The organism is Thermosynechococcus sp. JY1331, from assembly GCF_031583475.1.
In the GTDB taxonomy this organism is placed as follows: domain Bacteria; phylum Cyanobacteriota; class Cyanobacteriia; order Thermosynechococcales; family Thermosynechococcaceae; genus Thermosynechococcus.
On record NZ_CP134180.1, the window covers coordinates 1,346,668 to 1,359,947 of the forward strand.

The 13,280-nt window shown below is 54.6% G+C and carries 12 protein-coding genes and 1 tRNA gene; 10 read left to right on the forward strand and 3 right to left on the reverse strand.

What is annotated here, in order from left to right; translation table 11 throughout:
- Positions 1-4 precede the first annotated feature (4 nt).
- Positions 5-2,488 carry an O-antigen ligase gene (locus tag RHJ31_RS06420; protein WP_302676013.1) on the forward strand — a complete coding sequence of 828 codons (2,484 nt, stop codon included), beginning with the start codon at positions 5-7 and terminating at the stop codon, positions 2,486-2,488.
- Here the strand turns inward: RHJ31_RS06420 and RHJ31_RS06425 are convergent.
- A complete protein-coding gene (locus RHJ31_RS06425) occupies positions 2,485-3,192 on the reverse strand; it encodes a molecular chaperone (RefSeq protein ID WP_302676014.1) in 708 nt (235 codons plus the stop codon). The two genes, RHJ31_RS06420 and RHJ31_RS06425, sit on opposite strands and share 4 nt — an antisense overlap.
- A 69-nt stretch (positions 3,193-3,261) precedes the next feature.
- Positions 3,262-3,335, reverse strand: a tRNA-Met gene (locus tag RHJ31_RS06430).
- Between the two features lie 194 nt (positions 3,336-3,529).
- Between RHJ31_RS06430 and RHJ31_RS06435 the strand changes: the two genes are divergently transcribed.
- The 9 genes from RHJ31_RS06435 to nagA all read left to right on the forward strand — a co-directional run bounded on the left by RHJ31_RS06435 (position 3,530) and on the right by nagA (position 12,835).
- Entirely contained in the window at positions 3,530-4,135 is a 606-nt protein-coding gene (locus tag RHJ31_RS06435) for a hypothetical protein (RefSeq protein ID WP_302676015.1), read from the forward strand.
- 52 nt (positions 4,136-4,187) lie between these two features.
- A complete protein-coding gene (locus RHJ31_RS06440; protein WP_206199946.1) occupies positions 4,188-4,886 on the forward strand; it encodes a response regulator transcription factor in 699 nt (232 codons plus the stop codon).
- A 73-nt stretch (positions 4,887-4,959) separates the two neighbouring features.
- Positions 4,960-7,527: a leucine--tRNA ligase gene (gene leuS / locus RHJ31_RS06445; RefSeq protein WP_302676016.1), complete on the forward strand. Its 2,568-nt coding sequence runs from the start codon at positions 4,960-4,962 to the stop codon at positions 7,525-7,527.
- Positions 7,528-7,767: 240 nt separating this feature from the next.
- Positions 7,768-8,253: an adenylyl-sulfate kinase gene (gene cysC, locus RHJ31_RS06450; protein ID WP_302677798.1), complete on the forward strand. Its 486-nt coding sequence runs from the start codon at positions 7,768-7,770 to the stop codon at positions 8,251-8,253.
- A 59-nt stretch (positions 8,254-8,312) separates the two neighbouring features.
- Complete coding sequence (locus RHJ31_RS06455; RefSeq protein ID WP_206199944.1) at positions 8,313-8,519, forward strand: DUF2839 domain-containing protein; 207 nt, start codon at positions 8,313-8,315, stop codon at positions 8,517-8,519.
- Positions 8,520-8,526: 7 nt separating this feature from the next.
- Positions 8,527-9,774, forward strand: coding sequence for a D-alanyl-D-alanine carboxypeptidase (locus RHJ31_RS06460; RefSeq protein ID WP_302676017.1), 1,248 nt, complete (start codon positions 8,527-8,529; stop codon positions 9,772-9,774).
- Between the two features lie 3 nt (positions 9,775-9,777).
- Entirely contained in the window at positions 9,778-11,409 is a 1,632-nt protein-coding gene (locus RHJ31_RS06465; protein WP_302676018.1) for a helicase HerA domain-containing protein, read from the forward strand.
- Between the two features lie 50 nt (positions 11,410-11,459).
- Positions 11,460-11,687: a ferredoxin family protein gene (locus RHJ31_RS06470; RefSeq protein WP_011057929.1), complete on the forward strand. Its 228-nt coding sequence runs from the start codon at positions 11,460-11,462 to the stop codon at positions 11,685-11,687.
- On the forward strand, positions 11,684-12,835 hold the full coding sequence (gene nagA, locus RHJ31_RS06475) for an N-acetylglucosamine-6-phosphate deacetylase (protein WP_302676019.1): 1,152 nt from the start codon (positions 11,684-11,686) through the stop codon (positions 12,833-12,835). The genes RHJ31_RS06470 and nagA overlap by 4 nt, the downstream gene beginning before the upstream one ends.
- Here the strand turns inward: nagA and RHJ31_RS06480 are convergent.
- A complete protein-coding gene (locus RHJ31_RS06480) occupies positions 12,806-13,075 on the reverse strand; it encodes a CD225/dispanin family protein (RefSeq protein WP_149818861.1) in 270 nt (89 codons plus the stop codon). The two genes, nagA and RHJ31_RS06480, sit on opposite strands and share 30 nt — an antisense overlap.
- Between the last annotated feature and the right edge of the window lie 205 nt (positions 13,076-13,280).

The window sequence follows — 13,280 nt, forward strand, 5'->3', positions numbered from 1 at the left end:
ACGAATGGCGGAAACACATTGGGGCGAACAGGCGGCTAAACAGGAGGGCATTCTGCTGGGGTTGTTCACAGCAGCTGGCTATACCTTTTTTACGCTTCTACCCGATAGTCACAGTCTGATGGTGGCGTGGCCTTGGGTCTTACTCTGGCAAGCCGCGCTGGGGGTGCCTCTGCTTTGGTTTTTGCAGGTGTTGGCCTATCAACGGCGGGTGCAGCCCTTGGGAAATGGCTTTGATGGCGTGGTGCTGTTGCTGCTGTTGGCATTGGCGATTTCAGGGACGTGGAGTGCTTTTCCCCATCAGGCTCGCTGGTATGGCTGGGCACTCTTGGGAAGCATCGCTGTCCTTTATCCCCTCGGGGCTTGGTTGCGCACCCCAGAACGCCGCTGGCAAATTGTGCGCTTTCAAGGCTATCTCACTGCTCTCGTGATTCTTGTCAGTTTAGGCCTTTGGCTGGGCACAACGATCGCCCCCGCAATTTTGAATAGCCCTCAAGGATTAACGCCCCACCTCAATGTGGACACTTTGGAACTCCGCAACTGGGCACCCTTTGGCCACCAAAATTACGTGGCGGGCTATCTCCTATTGGCTCTACCCTTGGTGGGATTTTTGGCCATAGAAGCAGAAACCAGTGGATCGCGCCGGTTTTGGATGGCGGTGCTGCTTTTGGGTCTTGTAACCCTCTATACAACATTTTCACGGGGGGGTGGCCTCGGCTTGCTGGCAATGGTTATTCCCCTTGGGGTGGGTTGGGTTTGGCACTATCGCCGCCAGCGTCGCTCTTGGTGGGGATTTTTGGCTTTGGTGGGCTTAGCGGTGGTCGCTTTGGCCAACGATCGCCTGCGCCGCAGCTTAGTGGCTCTCTTGCAGGGAGGACAAGGGAGCGAACTGGCCTACCGCTGGATTACCAGTATTGTTGGCTGGCGGATGGGGGTAGTCCATCCTCTGAGGGGCAATGGCTTAGGCAGTGTGCCCCTGTGGTATCAGCACTATCGCCCGGGCTGGGCTGGCCGTGAAGCGGAGTGGATCTATCAACTCCACAGTACCCCCGTACAACTCTGGGCTGAACTTGGGCTTTGGGGCATTGCCGTATTGCTCTTGGGGGTAGGGCTACTGGTCTATTGGGCAATGCGCTACCGGCGCTGGTGGCGCAACCTAGAACAGCGGGAACAACGGTTGGCGATCGCCCTCTACCTTGCGCTTTGGGGCTACGGCGTGCTCAGTCTTACGGATTTTCAACTGGACAATGTTGGCATTGGTGGCCTCTTCCTAATTGAACTCACCCTCTTAACAACCCTGATTCGCACAGGCCAAGGGCAAGCTCCTCCTCAACGGTTGCGGGTACGCTGGGCACTCTCGCTGGTGGGCGTGGGTTTAGGAATCATCCTAGTGATGGTGGGTTGGCTGACACCGATTCACCGTGCTTGGGCAAGTAGCAGCGAAGGTTTTCTAGCCCTCTTGGAAACCCCTCCCGACTGGAATCGCTTTACTGAGAAGCTCTTCCATGCTCAGGAACTCGCCCCTTGGGAACCCTACTATCCACTGCAACTGGGGTGGAACTATGGCCAGCGGGGCATGATGGCAGACAATCCCGAAGCACGAACCAACCTCTTGCGCACAGCGATGGTTAACTTTGAGAAGGGAATTGAGCTGTCTCCCTACCTAGAGTTTGGCTACAGCAACTTGGCGTGGCTCTACTGGCGAGATGCTAATTTTGGCGCAGCAGCACAAACATTTGCCAAAGCGGCTCAACTTGTACCGGCTAAACGGGGCAATTTTCTGGGGCTAGGGTTAGCTCTCATTGGCGAGAATCAACCGCAACTTGCAACTGAAGCCCTCACCCTTGAGGTGCTGCGCTATCCTCTCTTCATCACCAGTCCGGCTTGGCGGGTTGCTCCCCTCGCACCCTTTTATCAACCAGTTCTGACGGCGGTCACGGAGCGTTATCGTCAGCTTGAGCAGAACATTGGCAGCGATCGCCCCTCAGGCGCCTATGTGCGTCAAGTGTCAACCCTCCTCCGCTGGTGGCAAGGGGAACTCCCTCGGGACACCGACCCCCTAGCTGCATGGCTGCAACCCTTGGCCAACCCCCAAGAGGCAACATTGAAGGCTCCTGCAACGCTGCAAACCTTCCTCAAGGCATGGGATGACCCTAACAACCGCCGTGACCTCTTGGCCTCCATTTGGCCGGGAAGTCCAGAGCAACTGGAACAGATGGTGCGCTCCATAGCTGGTCAGCCAACACCCCTTGATTGGTTGCGTTCGGCGGCGCCTGCCGTGGCGATTACCTATAGCCGTACCGGTTTTGGCGTCAATAGTCGCCACATTGATGGCCCCCAACCTACGGACTTTTTCATTGCCATTGACAGTCTGCCAATGGTGACTTTATTCGCGCCGCTGTGGCCAGACAACACCTTTTTGCCAGAACTAGATCAGGCTCTAGAGGGCGATCGCCAGCGTCTTTTTGCTGCTCTTAACCAAAGGCTCTAACGGCAAACCCCCGTGGGTCGCTCAATTTGGGTGGTGGGGGGATGGGCAGCAATGTCCAAGACAATCTGTAGGGTTCGCACGGCTGCACACTGGTCTTGGGGCAAAGGCATGGGCATTAAGGGCCGCGTCACCCCTGCAAGAACATATTCCCGTTGCGGGCGCAGCTCAAAGAGCTGTTGACCATTCTCCGCCAAGCCTCTGACTGTGATTTGATCCGCCTCGATATGCACATTGCCCCGATTACTGACAGTCATTTGCAGGGTTCCCTGCTGCACTTGGGCATTGAGGAGTTGCCCCTGCCGCCGAATGACCGCTGGTTTGATAAATACGGGTAGGCTATGCACCGTTACGAGGCGCGTTTCTGAGCCGATTCCTTGAGGGGCTGGAGGAATTTCTGCAACTAAAAGCCGATATGTCCGCTCGACATCAGCAGCCGGCAAGCGATGGCCAATGCGAATTTCAGCCCGTCCGCCCACGGGCAGATGCAGGAGGTTGGGAAAGGCGACTAGCTCTAGGCTATTTGCGGGTAAAAGATGGAGTTCATCTTCCCCCGTTGCCCGCTGTTGCCACTGCTGCACCCGCACCTTAAAGTCGAGGGGGACATTGCCCGTATTAGCGATCGCCAGTACCGTAAAAGGTTCTTGGGGTGCCAGTTCAATCTTCAGCGCACTCAAGCGATATTGAGCCGTCTGCGCTGTGGACATGCCAAGAATCAAGCTAGGGAGAGGAATGAAAGGAGCTAAGAAGCGCCAGAATCGATTGAACATCATGAATGGCGGGGCATGGATTTGAACCATGGACCTTCGGGTTATGAGCCCGACGAGCTACCAGACTGCTCTACCCCGCGTTGCTCTAGCTTGTCTAAGATAGCGTATTCCCTAGAGGATTGGCAAGCGATCGCTAGAAGATTTATAACATCCTATCAATACCCTAAGTTTTTCTTGGGTCAACTGTAGCAACCCTTACTTCCATCATCCCGACAAACACATATAAAGAAAGTATTAAGATTACCTAGGTCTTTTTAGACTAACTCCTTGAGCAATGCTGCTACCGCCTCTTCTCCTCGATACTCTGAGGGAAATTTATCAGCGCCAAGGCTCAGCCCTCTCTGCCAGTCCCCTGGGAACTGAAAATCAGCTTCTTCTCCTGATTGAGCGACTTCCAGAAGCGAGCCGTGCCACCCTAGAAACACTACTGGTGTCCTACTCTCGGGCTAAGGCGTCTCTCCCTATCAATTTGGCCTACCTCTTGGCACTAGGGGGTGAAATCCTGAACCTGCTTGGTGTGACATCCGCAGTACGCCCCTTGTTTACGCCACCAGTGGTACAGACGCTGCAAAACTATCTGCCATGGTTTAGGAAGGCAAGCCAGATCGTGCAGAATCACCTCGGTCGTGCCCTTGTGCGTAACTACTGGTTGATTACCCGCCCGACTCATCCTTGGCTGCGCACGATTCGGGTTGAGACCTTTTACACTGAGCAAGTACCTGCTCCCGATCGCTACCTCAATGAGAAGCAGCAAGACCTGCTACAAACATGGTTAGAGCAATTTCTTCTCTACTGTTATCGCCTTGTACCCACACTGCCAGCGGAGGCGATCGCAGCGGGAATTCCGATTCCGCCTCAGTTGCTACAAGCAGCCGCCTAACTCAAGAGGATTTCGCTAAAATTTTGGTGTTCATCGGCCATCAATTGATGTTGTGGAGCACATTCTGCTGCTAGAGGATGAAACGGAACTCGCCGACCCCTTGGGTCACATCCTGCGCCAAGAGGGCTACCACGTTGACGTGGCCTACGATGGTGAAACGGCTCAAACCTACTGGCAAACGCAGCGCCCCTACCACCTCTTAATTTTGGATTGGATGGTGCCACCGCCTACGGGGCTAGAACTTTGTCAACGATTGCGCCAAGCCGGTGATGAGACTCCCGTTCTCTTTCTCACTGCTCGAGATACGGTGGATGACAGGGTGCGGGGTCTGGATGCCGGTGCTGATGATTACTTGGTTAAACCCTTTGAACTGCGGGAATTGCTCGCACGGGTACGAGCACTGCTGCGACGGCGACATACCATGGGGTGTACGGCACCGATTCTTTGCTGGCAGGATCTGCGGCTCGATGTCGAAGGTCGCTTGCTCTACCGCGGAACACAGTGTATCTCCCTTTCTGAGAAGGAAACAGCGCTCCTAGCTCTTTTCCTCAAGCACCCGACGGAACTTCTCAGCCATGAATTGATTGCTAGTCAACTGTGGCCGGATCAGACCTGTGTCAATCGCAACCTATTGGCCGCCCAGATTCGACTGCTACGGCGCAAAATTGAGCATGCCGACGAACCCTCCCTAATTCAAACGGTCTATGGTCAAGGCTATCGGCTACGCCCCGTTGCGGCACCGGCAAGCTAAGACCACTGTTCCCGTATCTTGGAGAGGAACGTGCCAGATACAATAGATAAGCTGTTCTTTTGGGAAAACTGTTGTGGACGATCGCTACGACCCCCAAGTGATTGAGGCCAAGTGGCAACGGGAATGGGCTGCCTGCCAGATCGATCGCACCAACACCGATCCGCAAAAGCCGAAATTCTATGCCCTCTCGATGTTTCCCTACCCCTCCGGGAATCTGCATATGGGGCACGTCCGCAACTATACGATTACCGATGTCATTGCCCGCTGTCGGCGGATGCAGGGCTATCGCGTTCTCCACCCGATGGGCTGGGATGCCTTTGGCCTGCCGGCAGAAAATGCCGCCATTGAACGGGGGATTCATCCTCGCGTCTGGACACAGCAAAACATTGCCCAAATGCGCCAAGAACTGCAACGCCTTGGCCTTTCCTATGACTGGGAACGGGAAGTGAGCACCTGTCACCCCGACTACTACCGCTGGACGCAATGGCTCTTCTTGGAATTCTTTGAGGCGGGTTTGGCCTACCAGAAGGAAGCAGCGGTGAACTGGGATCCCGTGGATCAAACAGTTTTGGCCAATGAGCAGGTGGATAGCGAAGGGCGATCGTGGCGATCGGGGGCTTTGGTGGAACGGCGCCTCCTCAAGCAGTGGTTTCTGAAAATTACTGCCTATGCTGAGGAACTCTTGAATGACCTAGAACAACTGACGGGCTGGCCAGAGCGGGTGAAATTGATGCAGGCCAACTGGATCGGCAAGTCCACGGGTGCCTATCTGGAATTTCCCGTTGTTGGCAGTGATGAGAAAATTGCTGTTTTTACCACCCGTCCCGATACTGTCTATGGGGTGACCTACGTGGTGCTGGCGCCCGAACATCCCCTGACACCGAAAGTCACCACTAGCCGCCGCCGCAAAACCGTCGAAGCCTTTATTGCCAGTGTCCAACAGGAAAGTGAACTGGAACGCACAGCGGGCGATCGCCCCAAGCGCGGGGTGGCCACCGGTGGCAAAGCCGTCAATCCTTTTACTGGGGAGGAAATTCCTATCTGGATTGCCGATTATGTCCTCTACGAATACGGGACTGGAGCCGTGATGGGCGTACCTGCCCACGATGAGCGCGATTTTCAGTTTGCCAAGGCCCACAAGCTCCCCATTCGCCAAGTGATTATCCCCCCAGACGGCAAAGCCAGTGACCGCCTCAAGGCCGCCTATACGGAGCCGGGGAGATTGATCAACAGTGGTCCATTTGATGGCATGGAGTCCACCACAGCTAAAGCAGCGATTACCGAGTATGCTGCTACCCAAGGTTGGGGACGCGAACAAGTGCAGTATCGGCTGCGGGATTGGCTCATTTCTCGCCAACGCTACTGGGGTGTGCCCATTCCGATCATTCACTGTCCGCAGTGTGGGGCGGTGCCGGTGCCGCGGTCAGAGTTACCTGTGCTGCTGCCAGAAGAGGTGGAGTTTAGCGGTCGGGGGCCTTCTCCCTTGGCGAAACTTGCTGCATGGCGGGATGTTTCCTGCCCGAAATGTGGTACCCCTGCCCAGCGGGAAACGGACACAATGGATACCTTTATTGACTCCTCTTGGTACTACTTCCGCTACGCCGATGCGCGCAACAGTGAAGCCCCCTTTGACCCAGCGGCCATCAAGGACTGGTTACCCGTGGATCAGTATGTGGGGGGGATTGAGCACGCCATTCTCCATTTGCTCTACTCGCGCTTTTTCACCAAAGTTTTGCGCGATCGCCAGCTTGTCCATGTCAGTGAACCCTTCCAACGCCTACTCACCCAAGGCATGGTTCAAGGGCGCACCTACAAAAATCCGCGCACGGGCAAGTACATCATTCCTAGCCGCATCGCCGATCTCAGCCAACCCACCGACCCGGACACAGGGGAAGCCCTAGAGGTGGTCTATGAAAAAATGTCCAAATCTAAGTACAACGGCGTTGCCCCCGGCGATGTGATTCAGAAGTACGGGGCGGATACCGCCCGCATGTTCATCCTTTTCAAGGCGCCCCCCGAAAAAGACCTCGAGTGGGACGATGCCGATGTCGAAGGCCAATTTCGCTTCCTCAACCGCGTTTGGCGCCTCGTGCAAACCTTCAAAGCCAACGGCGGTCAGCTTGGCCAACCCCTACCTACCACCCTGACTAAAGCGGAAAAAGACCTGCGCCGTGCCATTCACACTGCCATCAAAGAAATTAGCGACGATCTGGAAGGCGACTATCAACTCAATACCGCTGTTGCCGAACTAATGAAACTCAGTAATGCCCTTGGCAGTGCCGACTGCCACACTTCGGGGGTCTATAGCGAAGGCATCCAAACCCTACTCACCCTGCTTGCCCCCTTTGCCCCCCACATCAGCGAAGAACTCTGGCACCAACTGGGTGGCACTGACTCCATCCACCGCCAGCCCTGGCCAAAAGCAGACCCCACTGCCCTCGTTGCCGATGAAATCACCCTTGTCATTCAGGTGATGGGCAAAACCCGTGGCGCGATTCAAGTCCCTGCCACAGCTAGTCAAGTGGAGCTGGAGGAAGCCGCCAAGCAGTCGGAGATTGGCCAACGCTACCTAGCGGGCAAAACGATCAAAAAAGTGATTGTCGTTCCCGGCAAGTTAGTGAACTTTGTCTTAGCCCCCTAGACCCTCACTGGTTGCCGCAGTCCACCTGCAGGAACTCCTATTGCTGATGCTTAAACGGGATTTGCGGTGTTGGCGCATCCTAGGTATCCAATTCTCTGGCGAAAGAGTGAATAGCTTGCCACTATCTAGACTGACAACAGCGTAAACTTTGACTCTATTTAACTGTATTGACCTCCTATGACCCACTCCGAAGGCTTAACTCTCTAGTTTACTGGTCTCTCTGGGGCTGGTAAAACAAGGCTGGCTCACTATGTCCACAAGCAGCTTCAGGCGGCTGGCCATGCTGTTGAACTTCTCGATGGCGATATTGTCCGCCAGCATTTGACAAAGGGGCTGGGGTTTTCTAAAGAGGATCGGGATGAAAATATCCGCCGCATTGGCTTTGTGGCTCAACTGCTGACTCGCCACGGGGTGATCGTGATTGTCTCGGCAATTTCGCGCTATCGCGAGATTCGGGATGAGGTGCGGCATAAAATTGGCCGCTTTGTTGAGGTTTATGTGAATGCCCCCTTGGCAGTGTGTGAGCAGCGGGATGTAAAGGGACTCTATAAACGGGCGCGGGCAGGGGAGATTCGCAATTTTACGGGGATTGATGACCCCTATGAGCTACCCTTGAATCCAGAGGTGGAATGCCGCACGGATTTGGAGACGATTGAGGAGAGTGCGGCTAAGGTGTTGCAAAAGCTGGCGAAGTTTGGTGTGGTGTGCCCGATCGTTGAGTCCTAGAGGGTCATTGCCCCGCAAAAGTATCTAGGATAGAGATTGTAACCGTTCGAGCAGCGAGTATGGGTGAGGCAAAACGGCGCAAGGAAACCCTCGGTGAGGCCTACGGTCAACAAAAGAAGGGCTGGCTCCAGAAAGAGCAACTGCTGCTAATCCAGAAGTGGGTAACGCGGGGCACCTGGGTAGGGATTGGCCTGCTGGTGGTGATTTGGCTAACGGTTCGCTTTATTGGCCCCAGTTTGGGATGGTGGCAATTGACAGCAAATTAGAACGGGTATGCTAGATTTGTTGGCAGCATTGGCATGGTACTGGGGACAGCCGCGCATTGAGGCATTAAAGGCAGTCATCTTTCCCTCTGAGGTGGCACTGCATCAGTATCGCGATCGCTACCTGCAAACCTTGGCTCAGGAGGGTTTTTCTCCCAATCAACAGGGCATCTGGGTTCAAAGTGCTCAGCAGTTACTCGTGAACCACCAGGGCGATCGCCCCCTTGCGGCTGCATCGGTCACTAAAATTGCCACGAGCCTCGCTGTGCTGGATAAATACCCCTTTGACTATCAGTTTCTGACGCGCATCGGCACCACAGGCACGCTGCAAAATGGTGTCCTGAAGGGGGACTTGGTCTTGATTGGCGGCAATGATCCCCTCTTTGTCTGGGAGGAGGCGATCGCCATCGGTAATGCCCTCAATCGCTTGGGCATTCGTCAAGTGCAGGGGAATTTAGTCATCGTTCCCCCTTTTGTAATGAACTTTTACCCTGAACCCCAGACCGCCGCAGCGCTCTTCAAACTCGCCCTAGATCACCGCCGCTGGACGCCTGAAATTCAAACGGCCTATGAACAGCACCTGAAGGGACAACCCCGCCCCCAAGTCACGATGACGGGTGGAATCCGCCTGCAAGGCACCATTCCTGCCAATGTGACCCTTCGTTTGGAGCATCACTCTCTGCCCTTGGGGGAAATTGTGCGGCAAATGAATATCTACAGTAATAATGAGATTGCGGAAACGCTAGCAGAAATGGCAGGGGGTGCTGCAACCGTAGCTCAAGTGGCCGCCCGTAAAGCCAATGTACCCCCCAGTGAAATTCAACTGATCAACGGCTCAGGTCTGGGGGAGGAGAATCGCATTTCTCCCCGGGCGGCGTGTGGGATGCTTTTGGCGCTTCAGGAGATGCTCGCTCAGAAAAACCACAGTTTGGCGGATGTGCTACCCATGGCGGGGCGCGATCGCGGTACGTTAGAGTATCGTCAACTACCGGCGGCAACCCTAGTAAAAACGGGGTCTCTTTGGAATGTGAGTGCGTTGGTTGGCGTCTTACCCACAGCAAAATACGGCACCGTCTGCTTTGCGCTTCTCAATGGCGGAGACAACCTAGAAGGGTTTCGGCGGGCACAGGATCGCTATGTGCAGCACTTGAGTCAAACGCTACAAGCGACGCCAAGACCGGGTGCTGAATTCCACAGCCCAGCCCCTGCTCCGCGGTTTGGCGACCCGCAACGCATCCAACTCATGACGGCTCAATAGGCAATGACGGCTCAACAACTGGGAATTGTCGTCCAAGGTTCCCTCAGTCAAGGCCTTGAAGTGCGGCTCAGTGGCAGCGTCTCCGTTGAGGAACTGCGGGTTGGTCAATTTTTGGTGGTGCAAGGCCAGCGATCGCGCTTCTTTTGTCTGCTGACGGATGTCGTGCTTGGTACGGCCAATCCCCGCATTCTGCTCAATCCCCCCGCCCTTGAGGATACCTTTTTGCAGGAGGTACTGGCGGGTACGGGCACGTTTGCGACGCTAAGTGTGGCACCGATGTTGATGATCCTCAACGATGAGCAGGATTTACTGCCCGTAAAAACGATCCCTGCCCATTTCAGTCCTGTCTATGAGGCCAGTGAACGGGAGTTTCGCGCCGTGTTTGGCTGGGAAGACGATCCGCAGCGGCGCAATTTTGCCATTGGGACTCCCTTAGATATGCAGGTGCCCATTTGCTTGGATTTGGATCGTTTTGTTGAGCGCAGCAATGGCGTATTTGGCAAGTCGGGGACGGGCAAATCCTTCCTAACGCGGCTCCTCCTTTCGGGAATTATTCGCAAACAGGCGGCAGTGAACTTGATTTTTGATATGCACTCGGAGTATGGCTGGGAAGCCACCCGTGAAGGCAAGTCAGTCAGCACCGTTAAGGGATTGCGGCAACTGTTTCCCCGCCAAGTCAAGATCTATACCCTTGACCCTGAATCCACCCAACGGCGAGGGGTGCGCGATGCCCAAGAACTCTACATTGGCTTTGATCAAATTGAGGTGGAGGACTTGGCCTTGGTGCAAGCGGAACTGAACCTCTCGGAGGCCAGCCTTGAAAATGCAATTATTCTGCGCAATGAGTTTGGCAAGGGTTGGATTAGTCGCCTCTTGGTGATGACAAATCAGGAGATTCAGGAGTTTTGCGAAACGAAGATGGGCAGCAAAGCCTCGATCATGGCGCTGCAACGCAAACTGACACGGCTAGAGCAACTGAAGTACCTGCGCAACACCTGTACCAAGAACTACATTGGTCAGATTTTGGACACTCTTGCGGCGGGTCAACATGTGGTGATTGAGTTTGGCTCCCAAGCCAATATGCTCTCCTATATGCTGGCGACGAATATTATTGCCCGCCGCATCCACCAAGCCTATGTGCAGCAGTCGGAGATTTTTTTGCAAACCAAAAATCCCAGCGATCGCCCGCGTCAACTGGTGATCACAATTGAAGAGGCTCACCGCTTCTTGGATCCAGCGACGGTGAAACAGACAATCTTTGGCACGATCGCCCGCGAAATGCGCAAGTACTTTGTCACGCTCCTCGTTGTTGATCAACGGCCTTCGGGCATTGATAGCGAGATCATGTCGCAAATTGGCACCCGCATCACCGCACTCCTTAACGATGAAAAGGACATTGAGGCCATTTTCACTGGGGTGGCGGGTTCGCAGCAGTTGCGATCGGTGTTGGCCAAGCTGGATTCTAAACAACAGGCGCTTGTGCTGGGTCATGCGGTGCCGATGCCTGTGGTGATCCAAACCCGCAGCTATGACGAAACCTTCTATGCCGAGATCGGCGATCGCGATTGGGAGGAACTCCCTACACCCATGTTATTGGAGGCGGCTCAAGCGGCGAAGTCAGATCTGGGGATCTAGCCTAGAGCTTTAGAATTGATCCTGAATCAACTCTCAGTGAGGAAAACGCTGTGGCGCACACCATTGTCACGAATACCTGCGAAGGGGTTGCCGATTGCGTTGAGGCGTGTCCGGTGGCCTGTATTCATCCGGGACCGGGGAAAAATGCCAAGGGCACCGATTGGTTCTGGATTGATTTTGCCACCTGTATTGACTGTGGCATTTGTTTGCAAGTGTGTCCCGTGGAGGGGGCAATTGTGCCTGAAGAACGCCCTGATCTGCAAGCAACGCCGGCATGATGACTGAGCAATGGCTCGATCGCGTGCGGCTTTTGGGGAGCGATCGCTGGCAACAAGTACAACTCACAAATGGTAAAGTGACGGCGATCGGCACTGACCTGATTCCCCCCGATGGCTCTGAGGTGCTGGACTTCGGCGGCGATTATCTCTCCCTTGGGGGCGTCGATCTGCAAATTAACGGTGCCTTGGGCATTCCCTTTCCTTGGTTAAAGACCACCGAACCACTGCCAAAAATTGGCCGCTATCTTTGGCAAGAGGGGATTGATGCCTACGCCCCGACGATTGTGACTGCTCCCCTGGCGGAAATTCACACTGCCTTGAGGGTGATCCACGAATACGTGCCCAATGCGCAAGAGCCTGAAGCCAAAATTTTAGGTGTGCATTTGGAGGGGCCTTTCCTCAATCCCCAGAAGCGCGGTGCTCATCCTCAGTCCCATCTTCAGCCCTTGAGCCTAGAAAGGGTGCAAACAGTTTTAGGGGAGTTCAGTGACACCGTTCAGATTCTCACCCTTGCTCCAGAGTTAGATACCAATGGTGAAGCGCTGCCCTATGTGCGGCAGTTGGGAATTACCGTGAGTTTAGGTCACTCTTTGGCCACCGTGGAGGAAGCGCAGGCGGCTTTTGATGCCGGTGCCACAATGATCACCCATGCCTTTAATGCCATGCCCCCTCTACATCATCGCCAGCCGGGGTTATTGGCGGCGGCCTTGACGGATCAGCGGGTCTGGTGCGGCGTGATTGGCGATGGGGTGCATGTTCATCCACAAATGCTGAAGGTATTGTGGCAGTGCGCAGGCGATCGCCTGTTTTTGGTGAGTGATGCCCTTGCTCCGCTGGGGTTAGGCGATGGGGTCTATCCTTGGGATCAGCGGCACATTGCAGTGAAAAATGGGACGGCACGACTGGCTGATGGCACCCTCTGTGGCACAACGGTTCCCCTCTTGGCAATGGTGGGGCGCTTGGTGGATTGGGGAGTTTGCGATTTTGAAGCAGCGTTGACGCTCGCAACGGTGAATCCTCGCCGCGCCATCGGTTTGACGACGGCGTTACTCGGGCAACCGGTGACCCATCTTCTGCGCTGGCGATCGCCCCACCACTATGAACGACTGGCCAGCGAGCTACATCCCCCCTTGCTCAGCCATGATTGAGAGCACCATGAGTACCGCATAAAGGGCACCACCGAGCAATCCCGCAATCACCGAAATCCAAGTAAATAGCTTGGCCTTGTTTGAGGCCTCCAACGCCCCGGCGCGATCGCCTACTGCTAACCTTGAATTGACTTGGGCAGCAAAAATAATAGCGACAATACCGAAAGGCAAACAGCAGCAAATCGTGGACAGAATCGCTGGAACCATGTAGTTAGGAATGTTTTCATTTGAAGGGTTCATTGTTAAATTTCCTTAAAAATCAGGTTTGAATAGGGTTTAAAAAATTGACAGCAATTGATTAGCGATCTTTGAATAAGCACAGGCTAGCCTATTTTTTCTCTAAAGGCAATCATCTCCCTTCCACTTTTGTCAAGAATCGCCCTCAGTCACCGCAAACGTCGGTAGGGTATGGCAAACTAAAGAGGAATTCACTTAGCTTGCAACA

Bases quoted from the DNA above. Each gene is read 5' to 3' on its own strand.
- RHJ31_RS06435 (WP_302676015.1), top strand. From the start codon at position 3,530: ATGCTGCTACCGCCTCTTCTCCTCGATACTCTGAGGGAAATTTATCAG.
- RHJ31_RS06465 (WP_302676018.1), top strand. From the start codon at position 9,778: ATGACGGCTCAACAACTGGGAATTGTCGTCCAAGGTTCCCTCAGTCAA.
- nagA (WP_302676019.1), top strand. From the start codon at position 11,684: ATGATGACTGAGCAATGGCTCGATCGCGTGCGGCTTTTGGGGAGCGAT.
- RHJ31_RS06455 (WP_206199944.1), top strand. From the start codon at position 8,313: ATGGGTGAGGCAAAACGGCGCAAGGAAACCCTCGGTGAGGCCTACGGT.
- RHJ31_RS06425 (WP_302676014.1), bottom strand. From the start codon at position 3,192: ATGTCCACAGCGCAGACGGCTCAATATCGCTTGAGTGCGCTGAAGATT.
- RHJ31_RS06420 (WP_302676013.1), top strand. From the start codon at position 5: ATGGCGGAAACACATTGGGGCGAACAGGCGGCTAAACAGGAGGGCATT.
- RHJ31_RS06460 (WP_302676017.1), top strand. From the start codon at position 8,527: ATGCTAGATTTGTTGGCAGCATTGGCATGGTACTGGGGACAGCCGCGC.
- RHJ31_RS06480 (WP_149818861.1), bottom strand. From the start codon at position 13,075: ATGAACCCTTCAAATGAAAACATTCCTAACTACATGGTTCCAGCGATT.